The organism is Streptomyces sp. NPDC048172, assembly GCF_043202595.1.
Taxonomy (GTDB): domain Bacteria; phylum Actinomycetota; class Actinomycetes; order Streptomycetales; family Streptomycetaceae; genus Streptomyces.
This window is the reverse complement of sequence record NZ_JBIDAT010000005.1, coordinates 205,088-222,890: the sequence shown is the minus strand read 5'-3', so window position 1 is coordinate 222,890 and position 17,803 is coordinate 205,088. Positions and strand designations below refer to the sequence as shown.

Below are 17,803 nucleotides of genomic sequence, written 5' to 3'. Positions count from 1 at the left end.
CCCCCATGGACCAAGTGACGGGACGAAGAGCGCTATGACCACGACGGCACCCCTCGACGAGACGCACACGGATGCGGACGGATCCAAGGGGGGTGCCGTCGGCGCGAGTCGCGCGTTCGCCTGGATGCTGATCGTCACGGGCGCCGCCGGGCTCTTCGCCGCGTGGATCATCACGATCGACAAGTTCCACCTCCTTGAGGACAAGAACTTCAAGCCCGCGTGCGGCATCAACCCGGTGGTCGCGTGCGGCAACATCATGGAGAGCGACCAGGCCTCCGCCTTCGGGTTCCCCAACCCGATGCTGGGCCTGGCGACCTACGCCATCGTGATCGCCGTCGGCGTCACGCTCCTCGCGAACGCGCGCTTCCCGCGCTGGTACTGGCTGACGTTCAACTTCGGCACGCTCTTCGGCGTGGCCTTCTGCACCTGGCTGCAGTACCAGTCGCTCTACAACATCGGCAATCTCTGCCTGTGGTGCTGCCTCGCCTGGGTCGCGACGATCATCATGTTCTGGTACGTCACCGCGCACAACGTCCGCAACGGCTTCCTGCCCGCCCCCGCCGCGCTGCGCAACTTCGCCGACGAGTTCCCCTGGGTGCTGCCCGTGCTGCACATCGGCGTGATCGGCATCCTGATCCTGACCCGCTGGTGGGACTTCTGGACGAGCTGACGGGCTGACGGGCGACCGGTGAACCGGCCGTGTCCGGCTCTGTCAGTGGTCTGACTTAGGGTTTCCGACGTGGAGCCCGATCTTTTCACCGCAGCAGCCGAGGACCGTCAGGCCAAGGACCCGTCCGCCAGCCCACTGGCCGTGCGGATGCGCCCCCGTACACTCGACGAGGTCGTCGGCCAGCAGCATCTGCTCCGCCCCGGATCCCCGCTGCGCCGCCTGGTGGGGGAGGGCGGCGGCGGCCCCGCGGGCGCCGCTTCCGTGATGCTGTGGGGCCCGCCCGGCATCGGCAAGACCACCCTGGCGTATGTCGTCAGCCAGGCGACCGACAAGCGCTTCGTGGAGCTGTCCGCGATCACCGCCGGGGTCAAGGAGGTCCGCGCCGTCATCGACGGCGCCCGCCGCTCCTCGGGGGCGTACGGGAAGGACACGGTCCTCTTCCTCGACGAGATCCACCGCTTCAGCAAGGCCCAGCAGGACTCGCTGCTGCCCGCCGTGGAGAACCGCTGGGTCACCCTCATCGCGGCGACGACGGAGAATCCGTACTTCTCGGTGATCTCCCCGCTCCTCTCCCGCTCCCTGCTGCTCACCCTGGAGCCCCTCACCGACGACGACATCCGGGGCCTGCTGCACCGCGCCGTCACGGAGGAGCGCGGGCTGAACGGGGAGGTGGAGCTCCCGGAGGACGCCGAGGCCCACATCCTGCGCATCGCCGGAGGCGACGCGCGCCGGGCGCTCACCGCGCTGGAGGCGGGCGCGGGCGCCGCCCTCGCCAAGGGCGAGACCGCGATCTCGCTGGCCACCATGGAGGAGGCCGTCGACCGCGCGGCCGTGAAGTACGACCGCGACGGCGACCAGCATTACGACGTGGCGAGCGCCCTCATCAAGTCCATCCGCGGCTCCGACGTCGACGCCGCGCTGCACTATCTCGCGCGGATGATCGAGGCCGGGGAGGACCCCCGGTTCATCGCGCGGCGGCTGATGATCTCGGCGAGCGAGGACATCGGCATAGCGGACCCGACGGCGCTGCCGACGGCGGTGGCCGCCGCGCAGGCCGTCGCCATGATCGGCTTCCCCGAGGCGGCCCTCACCCTGAGCCACGCGACGATCGCCCTCGCCCTGGCCCCGAAGTCGAATTCGGCGACGAAGGCGATCGGCGCGGCCCTCGAAGACGTCCGCGGCGGCCTCGCGGGCTCCGTCCCGGCCCATCTGCGCGACAGCCATTACAAGGGCGCGGGGAAACTGGGCCATGGCAAGGGCTATCAGTACCCGCACGACCTCCCGGGCGGCATCGCCGCGCAGCAGTACGCGCCGGACGAGATCCACGGCAAGCACTACTACGAACCGACGCGTTACGGCGCGGAGGCGCGGTACGCGGACGTGGTCGAGCGCGTCAGGGCCCGGCTGCGCGGCGAGACGGGCGAGTAGGACCCCGGGGCGGAGGTCAGGCCGGGCCGGTGAAGCGCCGGGTCTCCGGCGGCGCCCAGCCGGGATCGCCGGTGCGCGCGAACCGTACCCACGCGCCGTGCATCTCCGTCGCGAGCGCGGCGGACGTCCCGGGTCCTGTGGGGCCCAGGAGCCCGCGCGGGCCGCGCAGCGCGGGGAGGTCCACCCGGTCGAAGACGAAGGGCAGCTCCACCGCGTGCGCCGCGCCGAGCAGCCCGTCGACGGCGGGGGAGCGCCAGCCGAACTCGTACGTGTGGGTAGGGGCGCCGCTCGCCGCGTGCGCCTCCGCCAGGCGCCCGCTGCCCGTACGGAACAGCGCGTCGCCCAGCAGCGCCGCGCGCAGCTCTCCCGGGCTCGCCTCCGGCATCCGCGCGCGGTACCGCGCGAGCGCCGCGTCCGGGTCGGCGTGCGCCCGCGCCGCGGTCTCGCGCACGTCCCGCGGGGTCGAGCCCACGAGATCGCCCTGCGGTACGAGATAGAGGTTGCCCTCCTCGGTGTTCGTACCGATGAGGAGGGGCACGTCGGCCCCGCCTCCCTCGGCGACCGTCTCGGCGGGCTGCCGCTCCAGTACGAGGCTGAACGGGCTGAGCCCCATCAGCGGGTCGAACCGGCCGTCCGTGCGCAGGTCCAGGCCCGAGAGCCGCGGCAGGACCTCGACGAACCGCTCGTCGGGGACCTCCGCGAACTCTGCGGCCGTAGGGCCGACGCCGAGCGCCTCGGCCGTGACGCGGGTGACGCGTGCCGCCTGCTCGGGGGAGAACGCGCCGAGCCCGTTGCCGCTCTGCACGACGGCACGGTGGAAGAGGCCCGCGGCATCCGGGTGCGCCAGCACCCCCGCCGTGAGCGTGGCGCCCGCGGACTGGCCGCAGAGGGTCACGTTGCCGGGGTCGCCGCCGAAGGCCTCGATGTTCCGCCGCACCCAGCGCAGCGCCGCCACGACGTCGAGCAGTCCGCGGTTGGCCGGGGCGCCGGGCAGGTCGAGGAATCCGGCCACGCCCAGCCGGTAGGTGAGGGTCACCAGCACCACGCCGTCGCGCGCGAAGGCCGTTCCGTCGTACAGCGGGGCGCGGGTGGACCCGGCGACGAAGCCGCCGCCGTGCACGAAGACCAGCACCGGGCTGCGCCGCGCTTCCGGCGGCGCCCACACGTCGACCGTGAGGTGGTCGGCGCCGGGCACCCAGCCGGGCCCGAAGTACGGCGTCATGTCGAGCGCCCCGAAGCCGTCCCTGCGCGGCTGCGGCGCCGTGGGGCCCGGCTGCCGCGCGTCCCGTACGCCCTGCCACGGCGCGTGCGGCGCGGGCGCGGCGAAGCGGGCGGCGCCGGTGGGCGGCGCGGCGTAGGGGATGCCGCGGTAGACGTGCGCGGCGGCGTCGGCGCGCCCGCGTACGGCGCCCTCCGCCGTGGTGACGACCGGTTCGTCGGTGCTCTTCATCGCTGTCCCTCCGCGTGTGACGCTCGTGGTTCCTGTGCCGCACACCGCGTCAGACACGGCTGAACGGGGCCCAGGAACGGACGGCGAAGCCGTCGCCCTCGCGGGTGATCTCGGCGCCGCCGTGCCCGCCGAGGTGCGCGGGGAGGACGAGCGTGCGGGTGTCGGCGGCCCGGCCGAGGAGGCGGCGCCGGGTGGCGGCGGCCTCGGCGGGGTCCTCGCAGAAGCAGCTGTTGGTGTCGGGGGAGGCGAACTGGAAGGGCGAGTGCAGCAGGTCCCCGACGAACAGCGCGCGGTCGCTCCCGGACGCCAGCGAGAGCACCGACGAGCCGGGGGTGTGCCCCGGGGCCGACTCCAGCGTGAGGTTGGCGTCGATGCGGTGGCTGCCCTCCCACAGCAGGGCGAGCCCCGCGTCGTGGACCGGGGTGACGCTGTCCTCGAAGACGTTCTGGTTGTCCCGGCCGAGGCGCGAGGGGTGGCCGTTGGCGGGGTTCCAGAAGTCGAAGTCGGCGCGGGGGAGGAGATAGGTGGCGTTCGGGAACGTCGGTACCCAGCTCCCGTCGTCGAGATAGGTGTTCCAGCCGACGTGGTCGACGTGCAGGTGGGTGTTGATCACGAGGTCGACGTCCTCGGGCCGTACCCCGGCCCGCGCGAGGTTGCCGAGGAAGTCGGTGCGCAGATGGCTCCACACCGGCGAGTACGGCCGCTCCTTGTGATTGCCCGCGCCGGTGTCGACCAGGATGGTGCGGCCCTCGCTGCGCAGCACCCAGGTCTGCAGGGCCGCGAGGCAGATCCCGGTGTCCGGGTCGAGGAAGTCCGGCGCGAGCCAGTCCGTGTGCTTCTCCCAGCTCTCCCCGGAACTTCCGGGGAAGAATTCGTCCGGCCGTATCCCGACCGGACCGGTGAACTCCATGACGCGGGTGACGGTGACGTCACCCAGGACGATGTCCCGCATCGCTTGCACTCCAGGGGGTTTGGTTGGTGGTCCGGCCAGCCTGTGACCGGCGCCGGGAAGCAACCAGCCCCGCTCGTACCTATCCCCGGCAGGGACAGGCTCCGGGCACGGCGCAGGGCGCACACTGGAGGGATGAGCGTGACGGGAGAGCTGCGGGAGACGGGCACGGGCGAGCGTCGCGAACCGGGGGAGCTGGGCGAGTTCCTGCGCGCGCGGCGCGCGCTGCTGCGCCCCGAGGACGTCGGACTGCGCCGGTACCCCGAGCGGCGCCGCGTCACCGGCCTGCGCCGGGAGGAGCTGGCGCAGCTCGCCGGGGTGAGCCCCTCGTACTACACGCGCCTGGAGCAGGGGCACGCGGCGAACGCCTCGGACTCCGTCCTGGACGCGCTCGCCGGCGCCCTGCGGCTCGACGGCCACGAGCGCTCCCACCTCCACGACCTGGCCGCGCGCCGCACCCGCGCCGCGCACCTTCCGCCGTCGGAACGGGTCTCCACCGCGACCCGCGATCTGCTGCGCTCGCTCGGCGGCGCGCCCGCGATGGTCCTCGGGCGGCGCACGGACGTGCTCGCGTGGAACGCGGCGGGGCACGCGCTGTTCGCCGGGCACCTCGACCGCGCCGCGCCGGAACGGCCCGCTGACCGGCCGAACCTGGCCCGTACGCACTTCCTCGACCTGCGGGCCCGCGAGCTCTACGACGCCGACTGGCACCGCAAGGCGCGCGCCGTGGTCGGCAACCTGCGGCTGATCGCCGGGCGCCATCCCGACGACGCGCTCCTCGTCTCGCTGGTCGGGGAGCTGTCCGCGCGGAGCGCCGAGTTCGCGGAGCTGTGGCGGGACCACCGGGTCAGCGCGTGCGAGGCGGAGACGTACGGGCTGCGCCACCCGGTGGCGGGCAGGCTCACGGTCACCCAGCAGATCCTGCTCCTGGCCCGTTCTCCGGAGCAGTCGGTGGCCGTGGTCACCGCCGAGGAGGGATCGCCCTCGGAACGGGCGCTCGCCTCCCTGGCAGGCCCGCTCTAACTGCCGGAGGCCGTGAACAGCGCGTGCATCGCGTGGCGCAGCTCGGCCACGCTCTCCACCGTCCGGGGGAACTCGAAGCGCGCGTCCATGCAGCGCTCCCCGCGCACCCCGTCGCTCACCCCGTCCTCCCCTTCCCCGTCGGCCTCGCAGAACCGCACGCGCAGCCCGTACCGGTCCAGGGCGAGCGGCACGACGCGCTCGTCCGCGCGGCAGGCGCACAGCCCGCGCACCTGCTCGCCGTGGGCCGAGGCCAGGTGCTGCAGCAGCTCGGCCTCGTGCCGGACGAGCGGGTCGGGCGCCGCGTCGGCGAAGTCGTCGGGCTCGACGTGCTCGGCGCCCCACAGGTCGTCCACGAACGCCTCGCCGACCTCCAGCCGGAGCATCAGCCAGGCGGTGCCCGCGGGCATGCCGGAGGGGTTGGCCTCGCCCAGGAGCCGGGCGCACTCGGCCCGCTGCGCGTTCCGTACGGCCGTGAGCCACCCGGCGACCCACGCGCGCCCCCGGATCCGGTGCGGGACCGCGACCGGCGCGACGTCCGTGATCTCCATCACCGTCGTGAGATCGTCGTCCTGCGCGTAGGCGGCGGCCTGGGCCGCGGGGGAGTCGGCCGGGACCAGCAGAATCACGTCCCCGTCGGGGGTGACGGCTCTGACCTCGGGGGATCCGGCCCCGGGGTCTCCGGCACCGGTCTCGATGCCGGGAATGGTCAGCATGGCGGATACGCTGGACTCCACGAGGGTTCGTACGCGCTCGGCGGCAGTGGGCCGCGGGGCGTCTTCCACGGGACGCGGCTGATCCCCCTCGGCGTCGGTGCCGGGCTGGGAAATCCCAGGTCGAAACATGCGTTCTCCTCCGCTAAGGTAAGCCTCACCTAACTTACACGGAGGTCCGTTCAACGTGAACCAGTCGCGTCCCAAGGTCAAGAAGTCGCGTGCGCTCGGCATCGCGCTGACCCCGAAGGCCGTCAAGTACTTCGAGCAGCGTCCCTACCCGCCGGGCGAGCACGGCCGTGGCCGCAAGCAGAACAGTGACTACAAGGTCCGTCTGCTGGAGAAGCAGCGCCTGCGCGCGCAGTACGACATCAGCGAGCGCCAGATGGCGCGTGCCTACGACCGCGCTCGGAAGGTCGATGGCAAGACGGGCGAAGCCCTCATCGTCGAGCTTGAGCGCCGTCTGGACGCGCTCGTCCTGCGTGCCGGTCTGGCACGCACGATCTACCAGGCCCGCCAGATGGTGGTCCACGGCCACATCGCGGTGAACGAGCGCAAGGTCGACAAGCCGTCCTTCCGCGTCCGCCCGGACGACGTGGTGCAGGTCCGCGAGCGCAGCCGCGACAAGCACCCCTTCCAGGTGGCCCGCGAGGGTGGTTACGCGGGTGAGGGCGAGACCCCGCGCTACCTCCAGGTGAACCTGCAGGCTCTGGCCTTCCGCCTGGACCGGGACCCGAACCGCAAGGAGATCCCGGTGATCTGCGACGAGCAGCTCGTCGTCGAGTACTACGCCCGCTGATCCAGCGGCACCAGCGGCACTCTCAGCCCGCCTGCTGTCCCCCGTCGGCCCCGGCCGTCGGGGGCGGTACGGCGGGCTGAGCCGTCTCCGCGGCGCTGCCGCTGCCACTGCCACTGCCGGACTCCGGCAGCCGCCCGGCCGAGCCCTGCGTGGCCCACGACGCGCCCGCGCCGGGCACAGGGCTCGGAGCCGGACCCGGCGCCGGACCCGGCGCCGCGGGGGCGCGTGAAGCGGCGCCCGCGCGCGTGCCCCGGTGCACGGCGTCGTCCACGGCCGCGAGCAGCCCCCTCTTCCGCCCCCGTGCGTACGCCTCCTCGTACGCCTCCTCGCCGAGCGCGGCCAGCAGGTGCGAGCGGCACGAGGCGGCGATGTTCTCGAAGTGCCGCGAGCCGAAGCGCCGCGCGCCCACCACGCGCCATCCCGCGTCGGCGGCGCCCAGCATGGCCGCCGCGCGCCCCGGATCCTCGGCGGCCGTCAGCGGCGCGAGGTGCTCCAGCGCGATCGTCATGCCGAGCACGTCGTGGAACTCCCGTTTGATGGTCAGGCACTCCACGCTCAGCTCGCGCGCCCGCGGATGGTCGTCGCGGACCATGTGCACGTAGGCCAGCAGATAGAGCGCGTACGACTGCACCCAGCGCTCCCCGCTGTCCGCCGAGACGTCGCGCGCCTCCTCGCTCAGCGTCCGCGCCGTCTCCAGCTCGCCGTCGAAGGCGTGCGCCATTGCCAGCTCGACCTGCGCCAGCATCACCAGCGCGTTCAGCTCGCCCAGCTCGCGGAAGCGGTCCAGGGACTCGCGCAGCAGCGCCTTGCCCCGGGGCAGGTCGTCGCTGACGACCGCGAGGGCGCCGAGCATCTGCAGGGCGTACGCCTTGGCCGTCTCGTCGCCCCGCTCCTCGCTCAGCTCCAGGCACTCGTGCAGCAGTCCGAGCGCCTTGACGACCTGGCCGCGCACGAGGGAGGCGAAGCCGGAGACCCACAGGGCCTTGGTCCGCGTCTGCGGATGGCCGCCGTCCCAGGCGAGGGCCTGGTCCAGCCAGTGCTGCCCCTCCGCGAGCCTGCCGCAGCCGATCCAGTAGAACCACAGGGTCGCCGCGAGGTACTGCCCGATGTGCGCGTCCTCCGGCGAGCGCAGGCTGTGCTCCAGCGCCAGCCGTACGTTGGGCAGGTCCTGCTCGACGCGCGCCGCGACCTCCGTCTGCCGGGGCCCGAACCAGTCGAGCTCGCACCAGGTCGCCAGCCCCAGGTACCAGTCCCGGTGGCGGCGGCGCAGCTCCTCGGCCTCGCCCAGCTCCTCCAGCCACCCGGCGCCGTACTCGCGCACCGTCTCCAGCAGGTGATACCGCGCCTGCCCCTCGGTGCCGACGCCCGCGTCCCGTACGACGACGGACTGGGCCACCAGTTCGTCCAGCGCCGAGAGCACGCGGTCGGCGGGCAGGGCCTCGCCGGAGCAGAGGTACTCCACGGCCTCCAGGTCGAAGTCCCCGGCGAAGACCGACAGCCGCGCCCACAGCAGCCGCTCCCGCGCGGTGCACAGCTCATGGCTCCAGCCGATCGCCGTGCGCAGCGTCTGATGGCGCGCCAGCCCGCTGCGGCTGCTGCTGGCCAGCAGCCGGAAGCGGTCCTCGATACGGTGCGCGATCTGCTCGACGGAGAGCACCCGCAGCCGCCCGGCGGCCAGTTCGAGCGCGAGCGGGATCCCGTCCAGGCGGCGGCACAGCTCGACCACGGCCTCGTCGGGTCCCGGCGGCTCGGCGAGCACGGCGGCGGCGCGCTCCGTGAACAGCTCCACCGCCTCGTCCTCCGGCATCGGCGCCAGCGTGAAGGTGTGCTCGCCCGCGATCTCCAGCGGGCGGCGGCCGGTGGCCAGGACGCTGAGGCCCGGCGCGTGCCGCAGCAGCGCGTCCGTCAGCTCCGCGCACTCCTCGACGAGGTGCTCGCACCCGTCGAGCACGAGCAGCACCTCGCGCTCCGCGAGCTGGCGCAGCAGCGCGGAGCGCGGCGGGCGCACCGAACTGCCCGCCAGGCCCAGGGCCTCGGCGACGGTGTGGTCGAGCAGCCTGCCGTCCCTCAGCCAGGAGAGCTCCGCCAGCCATACACCGTCGCAGAAGCGATCCTGCACTCTTGCGGCGGCGTGCAGCGCGAGGCGGGACTTGCCCACGCCGCCCACGCCCGTCACCGTCACCAGCCGCGCGGAGGCGAGCTGTCCACCCAGCTCGACGGTCTCGACGGAGCGGCCCACGAACCGGTTCAGCTCGGCCGGCAGATTCCCCGGCCGGGGGGTGGCGCCACCCCCCGGAGGCGTACGCCGGGGCATGCGGGCGCGATCGCGGGGCGTGCCTGAGGAGGACTGTGAGCGTCGCATAAGACACGGAGCGTACTGGCCTGTTCGCTGACCGTACAATCGCCCGGAACGATGACACCACGCACCCTGTGCCCCGCGGGCGTAATGCGGTACGGGCGTGACAGTGCGGCGCGATAAGGTCGGTACCTGTCTGTCGCCGCGGTCGGCCACACGGCGAGCGGCGGCCGATCCCATGACGATTCTGAGGGAATTCCGAGGAAAGCGGTGCAGCGTGTCCGGTGGTGAAGTGGCCGGCCTCCTGGTGGCAGTCTTCTGGGCGATCCTGGTGTCGTTCCTCGCCGTGGTGCTGGTGAGGCTCGCACAGACGCTCAAGGCCGCCACCAAGCTGGTGACGGGCGTGACGGAGCAGGCGGTGCCGCTTCTCGGTGAGGCGTCCGCGACCGTGCGCTCCGCGCAGACCCAGCTCGACCGGGTCGACGCCATCGCGACGGACGTCCAGGAGGTCACCTCCAACGCGTCGGCGCTCTCCTCCACCGTCTCCACCGCGTTCGGCGGCCCCCTCGTGAAGGTGGCCTCGTTCGGTTACGGGGTACGGCGCGCGCTCTCCCGTAAGAACGGGGCGGACGCGCCGCCGCCCCGCAAGGTCGTCGTGAGCCGCACGCTGCCCGCCGCCCGGCGGGCCGGCCGCAGGCGCGGAAAGGGCTGATCCACGCACATGTTCCGCCGCGCCTTCTGGTTCACGACCGGCGCAGCCGCCGGTGTCTGGGCCACCACCAAGGTCCAGCGCAAGATCCGCAGCCTCGCTCCCGACGCGCTCGCCGTCCGGGCGGCCGACAAGGCCGTCGAGGGCGGTCACAAGCTCAAGGACTTCGCGCTCGACGTCCGCGCGGGCATGTCCCAGCGCGAGACCGAACTCAAGGACGCGCTGGGCCTGTCGGCGCCCCCCGAGGGCGACCGGCTTCCCGAGCTGCCCGCCCAGCACCGCAACCGCCAGCTCGGCGGCACCGTCCATTCCCCCTACACGTACGACCGGAAAGAGGACCACTGATGGAGTCGGCTGAAATCCGCCGCCGCTGGCTGCGCTTCTTCGAGGAGCGTGGGCACCACGTCGTGCCGTCGGCGTCGCTGATCGCGGACGACCCGACGCTGCTGCTGGTCCCCGCGGGCATGGTCCCCTTCAAGCCGTACTTCCTGGGTGAGGTCACCCCGCCCTGGCCGCGCGCCACCAGCGTGCAGAAGTGCGTGCGCACGCCCGACATCGAAGAGGTCGGCAAGACCACCCGGCACGGCACCTTCTTCCAGATGTGCGGCAATTTCTCCTTCGGGGACTATTTCAAGGAGGGCGCCGCCAAGCTCGCCTGGGAGCTGCTCACCAGCCCCCAGGACAAGGGGGGTTACGGGCTGGACCCGGAGCGCCTGTGGATCACGGTCTACGAGCAGGACGACGAGGCCGAGCGCATCTGGCGCGACGTCGTGGGCGTCCCCCCCGAGCGCATCCAGCGCCTCGGCATGGAGGAGAACTACTGGTCGATGGGTGTCCCCGGACCCTGCGGCCCCTGCTCCGAGATCAACTACGACCGTGGCCCCGACTTCGGCGTCGAGGGCGGCCCGGCGGTCAACGACGAGCGGTACGTGGAGATCTGGAACCTGGTCTTCATGCAGTACGAGCGCGGCGAGGGCACCACCAAGACCGACTTCGAGATCCTCGGCGACCTGCCCAGCAAGAACATCGACACCGGGCTCGGCCTGGAGCGCCTGGCGATGATCCTCCAGGGCGTGCGGAACATGTACGAGATCGACACCTCGCGTGCCGTGATCGACAAGGCCACGGAACTGACCGGGGTGGTCTACGGCGCCGCCGAGGAGTCCGACGTCTCCCTGCGAGTCGTCTCCGACCACATCCGTACGTCCGTGATGCTCATCGGCGACGGCGTCACGCCCGGCAACGAGGGCCGGGGCTATGTGCTGCGCCGCATCATGCGCCGCGCCATCCGCAACATGCGCATCCTCGGCGCCACAGGCCCGGTCGTCGCCGACCTGGTCGACGTCGTCATCAAGACGATGGGCCAGCAGTACCCCGAGCTGGAGACCGACCGGAAGCGCATCGAGACGGTCGCGCTCGCCGAGGAGGCCGCCTTCCTCAAGACGCTGAGGGCCGGGACGAACATCCTCGACACCGCCGTCACCGAGACCAAGGCCGAGGGCGGCAAGGTCCTCCCGGGCGACAAGGCGTTCCTGCTCCACGACACCTGGGGCTTCCCGATCGACCTCACCCTGGAGATGGCCGCCGAGCAGGGCCTCTCCGTGGACGAGCAGGGCTTCCGCCGCCTGATGAAGGAGCAGCGGGACCGCGCCAAGGCCGACGCCAAGGCCAAGAAGACGGGCCACGCCGACCTGTCCGCGTACCGCGAGATCGCCGACAGCAGCGGCGCCACCGCCTTCACCGGCTACACCGACACCGAGGACGAGGCCAGCGTCGTCGGCCTGCTCGTCGACGGCGTCTCCTCGCCCGCCGCCCACGAGGGCGACGAGGTCGAGGTCGTCCTCGACCGCACCCCCTTCTACGCGGAGGGTGGCGGCCAGCTCGCCGACACCGGCCGCATCCGGCTGCACAGCGGCGCCGTGATCGAGGTGCGCGACGTGCAGCAGCCGGTGCCGGGCGTCAGCGTCCACAAGGGCACCGTCCAGGTCGGCGAGGTCACCGTCGGCTCCCCGGCGTACGCCCAGATCGACCTCACGCGCCGCCGCTCCATCGCCCGCGCCCACAGCGCCACCCACCTCACCCACCAGGCGCTGCGCGACGCGCTGGGCCCGACGGCCGCGCAGGCCGGTTCGGAGAACGCGCCGGGACGCTTCCGCTTCGACTTCGGCTCGCCCGCCGCCGTTCCCGGCGCCGTGCTCACCGACGTCGAGCAGAAGATCAACGAGGTGCTGGCCCGCGAACTCGACGTCCAGGCCGAGTACATGGGCATCGAGGAGGCGAAGAAGGCGGGCGCGCTCGCCGAGTTCGGCGAGAAGTACGGCCAGACCGTCCGCGTCGTCACCATCGGCGACTTCTCCAAGGAGCTGTGCGGCGGCACCCACGTCCACAACACGGCCCAGCTCGGCCTGGTGAAGCTGCTGGGCGAGTCGTCCATCGGCTCCGGCGTGCGCCGTGTCGAGGCCCTGGTCGGCGTCGACGCGTACAAGTTCCTGGCCCGTGAGCACACGGTCGTCTCGCAGCTCACCGAGCTGGTCAAGGGCCGCCCGGAGGAGCTGCCCGAGCGGATCTCCGGGATGCTGGCCAAGCTCAAGGACGCCGAGAAGGAGATCGAGCGCTTCCGCGCCGAGAAGGTCCTGGAGGCCGCCGCCGGGATCGCCGAGGGCGCCAGGGACGTGCGCGGCATCGCGTTCGCCGCCGCCCGGGTGCCGGACGGCACGGCCGCCGACGGGCTGCGCACGCTCGTGCTCGACGTGCGCCAGCGGCTCGGCTCCCGCCCGGCAGTCGTCGCCCTCTTCACGGTGACCAACGGCCGCCCGCTGACCGTCATCGCCACCAACGAGGCCGCCCGCGAGCAGGGCCTCAAGGCCGGTGACCTGGTCCGTACGGCCGCGAAGACCCTCGGCGGCGGGGGCGGCGGCAAGCCCGACGTCGCGCAGGGCGGCGGCCAGAACCCGGAGGCCGTGGACGAGGCCATCGCCGCCGTCGAGCGCCTCGTCACCGAGGCCGGGGGCAGCGCCTGATGTCGTCCGTCCGGCGGGGCCGCCGCCTCGCCGTCGACGTGGGGGACGCCCGTATCGGGGTCGCGAGCTGCGACCCCGACGGGGTCCTCGCGACCCCCGTGGAGACCGTGCCGGGACGCGACGTCCCGGCCGCGCTCCGGCGGCTCGTGTCCCTCACCGAGGAGTACGAGCCGCTGGAGGTCGTCGTCGGGCTCCCCCGTTCGCTGAGCGGGGGAGAGGGGCCCGCGGCGGCCAAGGTGCGGGCCTTCGCCGAAGAGTTGGCGAAAAACATCACACCCGTGCCGGTCAGACTCGTCGACGAGCGCATGACAACGGTCACAGCGGCCCAGGGGATGAGGGCGTCCGGGGTCAGTTCCAAGAAGGGCCGGGGGCGCATCGACCAGGCCGCCGCCGTGGTGATTCTCCAGAGTGCGCTGGAGACCGAACGGGTGTCCGGGCAGGCGCCGGGCCAGTGCGTCGAAGTGGTTGTCTGATCGCGATACGGTAACGTGCCGCGCGACACGGCAGCCTCCCGAACAGCACTCGCACAGCGCGGGGCACCCACGGCACTCGCGCCCGACGCGCACAGCACGGCTGCCGCACCCTCGCGGCACAAGGGGATCGATGACTGAGTACGGCCAGGGACCTGGCTCCCAACCGTGGCACCCCGATGACCCCCTCTACGGGGATCAGGAGTGGAACGGTGGTCAGCCCGTCGGACAGCACAATGGCTGGAATCAGCCCCCGTACGACGGGCAGCCCCAGCAGCCGTACCACCCCCAGCAGCACGCGCCCCAGCACCAGGCCCCCCAGTACCAGGCCCCTCAGCACCAGACCCCGCAGTACCAGACGCCCCAGGCCCAGCACCAGGCACCGCAGCAGCAGTACGACGGCTCCGCGTACGGCTGGGGCGGCCAGCAGTACGACCCCTCGTACGGCGCGGGCGGTACCGATCCCTACGGCATGCCGCCCGTCGACCCCTACGGCACCGGCGAGCAGCCGGACTACTACGCGGCCCAGGGCGGCTATCCGCCCCCGCGCCCGCAGCACATGCGCGGCCAGCCGGCGCCGGGACAGTACGAGCAGTACGAGCAGCAGGTCCACCCCCACCCCGGCCACCCCCAACCGGGTCACCCCCATCCGGGCGGTCCCGGCGGGCCGGGCGCTCCCGACCCGGACACCGGCTGGGACCCCGGGCCCGACCAGGGCGAGCACGCCTTCTTCACGGACCGCGGCGAGGAGGACCCGGAGCGCCAGGCGTTCCTGGAGGAGGAAGAGGACGCCCGGCGCGGCAGGCGCGGGGGCAAGGGCGGCAAGCCCAAGCGCGACGACGGCACCAAGCGGCGCAGCGGCTGCGCCTGCGCCGTGGTCTCCGCCGTGCTCGTCGCGCTCGTGGGCACCGGCGGGTATTTCGCCTATCAGTTCTATCAGTCCCATTTCGCCCCGGCGCCCGACTACTCGGGCTCCGGCAGCGGCGAGGTCCAGGTCGACATCCCGGACGGCGCGTCGATCTCCGACATGGGCGACGTCCTCAAGCGCGAGGGCGTCATCAAGAGCTCGGGCGCCTTCGTCGACGCGTCGAACGGGAACAAGAAGGCCCAGAGCATCCAGGCGGGCACCTACACCCTCCGCAAGGAGATGTCCGCCTCCAGCGCCGTGGACATGATGCTCGACCCCGCCAGCCAGAACGGGCTGATCATCGCCGAGGGCTGGCGCGCCAAGAAGGTCTACGAGGCGATCGACGAGAAGCTCGACGCGCCCAAGGGCACCACCAAGAAGGTCGCGAACAAGGCCGACCTGGGGCTCCCCGGATGGGCCAAGGGCAAACCGGAAGGTTTCCTCTTCCCCTCGAAGTACAGCGTCGGCAAGAACAGCAAGCCCGAGGACGTGCTGCGCCAGATGGTCAAGCGCGCCGAGGCCGAGTACTCCAAGACCGGCCTGGAGAGCGCGGCGAAGAAGACCGGCAAGTCGCCGGAGGAGATCATCACCATCGCCTCCCTCATCCAGGCGGAGGCCCAGCAGGACCACGAGTTCGGCAAGGTCTCCCGCGTCATCTGGAACCGCCTCGACGACGGCATGCTGCTCGGCTTCGACTCCACGATCAACTACGCCAAGGGCCGCTCCACGCTGAACACCTCCGTCGAGGACACCCGCTACCCCTCGCCGTACAACACCTATCTGCACAAGGGCCTGCCGCCCGGGCCCATCGGCAACCCCGGGCACCAGGCCGTCGAGGCGGCCCTGAAGCCGACGAAGGGGAACTGGCTCTACTTCGTCACCGTCAAACCGGGCGACACCCGCTTCACGGACAGCAAGAGCGAGCACGACAAGAACGTCCAGGACTTCAACAGCGAACAGCGGAAGCAGAACGGGAGCGGCGGCTGATGCCCCACCAGGTGCGCCAGGAGTCACACACGCCCGGCACGCGGACCACCGCACGCACCAGACGCGCCGCCGTCCTCGGCTCACCCATCGCGCACTCGCTCTCCCCGGCCCTGCACCGCGCCGCCTACGGCGAACTGGGCCTGGACTCCTGGACGTACGACAGCTTCGAGGTGGACGAGTCCGGCATCGCGGGCTTCCTCGCCGACCTCGACGGGACGTGGGCGGGGCTCTCGCTCACGATGCCGCTCAAGCGGGCCGTCATCCCGCTGCTCGACGAGATCAGCGAGACCGCGGCCTCGGTCGAGGCCGTCAACACCGTCGTCTTCGGTGATGACGGGCGCCGCCTCGGCGAGAACACCGACATCCCCGGCATGATCGCGGCGCTGCGCGAGCGCGGCGTCGAACGGGTGGAGAGCGCGGCCGTGCTCGGCGCGGGCGCCACCGCCTCCTCCGCGCTCGCGGCGCTCGCACGGGTGTGCGCGGGCGAGGTCACGGCGTACGTCCGCAGCGAGGCCCGGGCCCGCGAGATGCGCGGCTGGGGCGAACGGCTCGGGGTGCCGGTCCGTACGGCCGACTGGTCCGACGCGGCGGAGGCGCTCCGCGCGCCGCTGGTCATCGCCACGACTCCGGCGGGCACGACGGATGCTCTGGCCACTGCCGTCCCCGACGGCCCCGGCACCCTCTTCGACGTGCTCTACGACCCGTGGCCGACGTCCCTCGCGGCGTCCTGGCAGGAGCGCGGCGGCGCGGTGGTGAGCGGCCTCGACCTCCTGATCCACCAGGCGGCACTCCAGGTCGAACAGATGACGGGCCACGGCCCGGCTCCGCTGGCGACGATGCGAGCAGCGGGCGAGGCGGCGCTGCGGGCCCGAGGGGCGTAACGCCGGTCGCCCCGTACCCGGCATCGGGGCTGCGCTTGCCAGCCCTGCGCCTTGCGCAGACCTCCCAAGCGCAGAGGGAGCAGCGAAAGCGCCCCGTCAGGAGCGCCCCGCAAGGGGCGCGGGGAACTGCGCGAGCGACCACGACGTACCCGCGCCCGGCATCGCGCGGTCAGGGGCAGCCCGTGCTCCGGAAAGAGGAGAGCGGCACTGCTCGCATGCCGGACCAGTAATCGGCTGCGGGCCCCCACATGGGAGGATCGGGGCAGGCACACAGGGTCGCGCTCTTCCGCTGGCGCGCCCCGCGAGGAGGAAACGTTGAGCAGGTTGCGCTGGCTTACGGCGGGGGAGTCACACGGTCCCGCACTCGTGGCGACGATCGAGGGGCTGCCCGCGGGAGTGCCCGTCACCACGGACATGGTCGCGGACGAGCTGGCACGGCGGCGCCTGGGTTACGGGCGCGGCGCGCGGATGAAGTTCGAGCGCGACGAGGTCACCTTCCTCGGCGGCGTCCGGCACGGACTGACCCTCGGCTCCCCGGTCGCGGTGATGGTCGGCAACACCGAGTGGCCCAAGTGGGAGAAGGTCATGGCCGCCGACCCGGTCGACCCGGCGGAGCTGGCCGAGCTGGCGCGGAACGCGCCGCTCACGCGCCCCCGCCCCGGCCACGCCGACCTCGCGGGCATGCAGAAGTACGGCTTCGACGAGGCCCGCCCCGTGCTGGAGCGCGCCTCCGCGCGGGAGACCGCGGCCCGGGTCGCGCTCGGCACCCTCGCGCGCTCGTTCCTGAAGGAGACCGCCGGGATCGAGCTCGTCTCGCACGTGGTGGAGCTGGGCGGCGCCAAGGCCCCGTACGGCACCGTGCCCGTGCCCGGCGACGTGGAGCGGCTGGACGCCGACCCCGTGCGCTGCCTCGACCCGGGGGCGAGCGAGGCGATGGTCGCCGAGATCGACCAGGCCCACAAGGACGGGGACACGCTGGGCGGTGTCGTCGAGGTCGTCGCGCACGGCGTGCCGGTCGGCCTGGGCTCGCACGTCCACTGGGACCGCCGTCTCGACTCGCGGCTCGCCGGCGCACTGATGGGCATCCAGGCGATCAAGGGCGTGGAGCTGGGAGACGGCTTCGACCTCGCGCGGGTGCCGGGTTCGCAGGCGCACGACGAGATCGTCCCGACCGACGAGGGCCTCCGCCGCTCCTCCGGCCGTTCCGGCGGTACCGAGGGCGGTCTGTCGACGGGCGAACTCCTGCGCGTACGGGCCGCGATGAAGCCCATCGCGACCGTGCCCCGCGCGCTGGCCACCGTCGACGTCACCACGGGCGAGCCCGAGAAGGCGCACCACCAGCGCTCGGACGTGTGCGCGGTCCCGGCGGCCGGGATCGTCGCGGAGGCGATGGTCGCGCTGGTGCTGGCGGACGCGGTGACCGAGAAGTTCGGCGGCGACAGCGTGCCCGAGACCCGGCGCAACGTCCGCGGCTACCTCGACAACCTGGAGATCAAGTGACGGA

General features: G+C 72.7%; 15 protein-coding genes. 11 read left to right on the top strand and 4 right to left on the bottom strand.

The genetic code is table 11. The annotated features are described in order from the left end of the window. The first annotated feature begins 34 nt into the window (after window positions 1-34). Both ACGF3A_RS22750 and ACGF3A_RS22745 read left to right on the top strand, forming a co-directional pair. Window positions 35-670 carry a vitamin K epoxide reductase family protein gene (locus tag ACGF3A_RS22750; RefSeq protein WP_393732090.1) on the top strand — a complete coding sequence of 212 codons (636 nt, stop codon included), beginning with the start codon at window positions 35-37 and terminating at the stop codon, window positions 668-670. A 69-nt stretch (window positions 671-739) separates the two neighbouring features. After that, on the top strand, window positions 740-2,098 hold the full coding sequence (locus ACGF3A_RS22745; RefSeq protein WP_393732089.1) for a replication-associated recombination protein A: 1,359 nt from the start codon (window positions 740-742) through the stop codon (window positions 2,096-2,098). A gap of 16 nt (window positions 2,099-2,114) precedes the next feature. Here ACGF3A_RS22745 and ACGF3A_RS22740 read toward each other — a convergent pair whose 3' ends face one another. Together ACGF3A_RS22740 and ACGF3A_RS22735 are read right to left on the bottom strand one after the other, a co-directional pair. Next, a complete protein-coding gene (locus ACGF3A_RS22740) occupies window positions 2,115-3,548 on the bottom strand; it encodes a carboxylesterase/lipase family protein (RefSeq protein ID WP_393732088.1) in 1,434 nt (477 codons plus the stop codon). 49 nt (window positions 3,549-3,597) lie between these two features. Then, window positions 3,598-4,500: an MBL fold metallo-hydrolase gene (locus ACGF3A_RS22735; RefSeq protein WP_393732087.1), complete on the bottom strand. Its 903-nt coding sequence runs from the start codon at window positions 4,498-4,500 to the stop codon at window positions 3,598-3,600. A 132-nt stretch (window positions 4,501-4,632) separates the two neighbouring features. On the opposite strand from ACGF3A_RS22735, the gene ACGF3A_RS22730 reads away from it, so the two are divergent. Further along, window positions 4,633-5,520, top strand: a complete 888-nt coding sequence (locus ACGF3A_RS22730) for a helix-turn-helix domain-containing protein (protein ID WP_393732086.1) — start codon at window positions 4,633-4,635, stop codon at window positions 5,518-5,520. Here ACGF3A_RS22730 and ACGF3A_RS22725 read toward each other — a convergent pair. Continuing rightward, window positions 5,517-6,233, bottom strand: coding sequence for a DUF2470 domain-containing protein (locus ACGF3A_RS22725; RefSeq protein WP_393732085.1), 717 nt, complete (start codon window positions 6,231-6,233; stop codon window positions 5,517-5,519). The genes ACGF3A_RS22730 and ACGF3A_RS22725 overlap by 4 nt on opposite strands. A gap of 184 nt (window positions 6,234-6,417) precedes the next feature. Between ACGF3A_RS22725 and rpsD the strand changes: the two genes are divergently transcribed. Next, the gene (gene rpsD, locus ACGF3A_RS22720; protein WP_393732084.1) at window positions 6,418-7,029 is read left to right on the top strand and encodes a 30S ribosomal protein S4; all 612 of its coding nucleotides are present in this window, start codon (window positions 6,418-6,420) and stop codon (window positions 7,027-7,029) included. A 22-nt stretch (window positions 7,030-7,051) separates the two neighbouring features. On the opposite strand, the gene ACGF3A_RS22715 is transcribed toward rpsD, so the two are convergent. Further along, window positions 7,052-9,343, bottom strand: a complete 2,292-nt coding sequence (locus ACGF3A_RS22715; protein WP_393732083.1) for an ATP-binding protein — start codon at window positions 9,341-9,343, stop codon at window positions 7,052-7,054. 259 nt (window positions 9,344-9,602) lie between these two features. On the opposite strand from ACGF3A_RS22715, the gene ACGF3A_RS22710 reads away from it, so the two are divergent. The 7 genes from ACGF3A_RS22710 to aroC all read left to right on the top strand — a co-directional run bounded on the left by ACGF3A_RS22710 (window position 9,603) and on the right by aroC (window position 17,799). Further along, window positions 9,603-10,037 carry a DUF948 domain-containing protein gene (locus ACGF3A_RS22710; protein ID WP_393732082.1) on the top strand — a complete coding sequence of 145 codons (435 nt, stop codon included), beginning with the start codon at window positions 9,603-9,605 and terminating at the stop codon, window positions 10,035-10,037. A gap of 9 nt (window positions 10,038-10,046) precedes the next feature. After that, window positions 10,047-10,379, top strand: coding sequence for a DUF6167 family protein (locus ACGF3A_RS22705; RefSeq protein ID WP_393732081.1), 333 nt, complete (start codon window positions 10,047-10,049; stop codon window positions 10,377-10,379). After that, a complete protein-coding gene (gene alaS / locus ACGF3A_RS22700; protein ID WP_393732080.1) occupies window positions 10,379-13,054 on the top strand; it encodes an alanine--tRNA ligase in 2,676 nt (891 codons plus the stop codon). Before ACGF3A_RS22705 ends, alaS begins: the two co-directional genes overlap by 1 nt. Beyond that, window positions 13,054-13,527, top strand: coding sequence for a Holliday junction resolvase RuvX (ruvX, locus tag ACGF3A_RS22695; RefSeq protein WP_393732079.1), 474 nt, complete (start codon window positions 13,054-13,056; stop codon window positions 13,525-13,527). Before alaS ends, ruvX begins: the two co-directional genes overlap by 1 nt. A 130-nt stretch (window positions 13,528-13,657) precedes the next feature. Then, a complete protein-coding gene (gene mltG / locus ACGF3A_RS22690) occupies window positions 13,658-15,418 on the top strand; it encodes an endolytic transglycosylase MltG (protein WP_393732078.1) in 1,761 nt (586 codons plus the stop codon). Then, window positions 15,418-16,299 (top strand): shikimate dehydrogenase, encoded by an 882-nt coding sequence (locus ACGF3A_RS22685; RefSeq protein ID WP_393732077.1) that lies wholly within the window; start codon window positions 15,418-15,420, stop codon window positions 16,297-16,299. The genes mltG and ACGF3A_RS22685 overlap by 1 nt, the downstream gene beginning before the upstream one ends. 315 nt (window positions 16,300-16,614) lie before the next feature. Continuing rightward, window positions 16,615-17,799 (top strand): chorismate synthase, encoded by a 1,185-nt coding sequence (aroC, locus tag ACGF3A_RS22680; RefSeq protein ID WP_393732076.1) that lies wholly within the window; start codon window positions 16,615-16,617, stop codon window positions 17,797-17,799. The last annotated feature ends 4 nt before the right edge of the window (window positions 17,800-17,803 follow it).

Excerpts from the sequence above, each read along its gene's own strand:
- ACGF3A_RS22750 (WP_393732090.1), top strand. The coding sequence starts at position 35 with ATGACCACGACGGCACCCCTCGACGAGACGCACACGGATGCGGACGGA.
- ACGF3A_RS22740 (WP_393732088.1), bottom strand. The coding sequence starts at position 3,548 with ATGAAGAGCACCGACGAACCGGTCGTCACCACGGCGGAGGGCGCCGTA.
- ACGF3A_RS22735 (WP_393732087.1), bottom strand. The coding sequence starts at position 4,500 with ATGCGGGACATCGTCCTGGGTGACGTCACCGTCACCCGCGTCATGGAG.
- ACGF3A_RS22730 (WP_393732086.1), top strand. The coding sequence starts at position 4,633 with ATGAGCGTGACGGGAGAGCTGCGGGAGACGGGCACGGGCGAGCGTCGC.
- ACGF3A_RS22725 (WP_393732085.1), bottom strand. The coding sequence starts at position 6,233 with ATGCTGACCATTCCCGGCATCGAGACCGGTGCCGGAGACCCCGGGGCC.
- ACGF3A_RS22715 (WP_393732083.1), bottom strand. The coding sequence starts at position 9,343 with ATGCCCCGGCGTACGCCTCCGGGGGGTGGCGCCACCCCCCGGCCGGGG.
- ACGF3A_RS22705 (WP_393732081.1), top strand. The coding sequence starts at position 10,047 with ATGTTCCGCCGCGCCTTCTGGTTCACGACCGGCGCAGCCGCCGGTGTC.
- alaS (WP_393732080.1), top strand. The coding sequence starts at position 10,379 with ATGGAGTCGGCTGAAATCCGCCGCCGCTGGCTGCGCTTCTTCGAGGAG.
- ruvX (WP_393732079.1), top strand. The coding sequence starts at position 13,054 with ATGTCGTCCGTCCGGCGGGGCCGCCGCCTCGCCGTCGACGTGGGGGAC.
- mltG (WP_393732078.1), top strand. The coding sequence starts at position 13,658 with ATGACTGAGTACGGCCAGGGACCTGGCTCCCAACCGTGGCACCCCGAT.
- ACGF3A_RS22685 (WP_393732077.1), top strand. The coding sequence starts at position 15,418 with ATGCCCCACCAGGTGCGCCAGGAGTCACACACGCCCGGCACGCGGACC.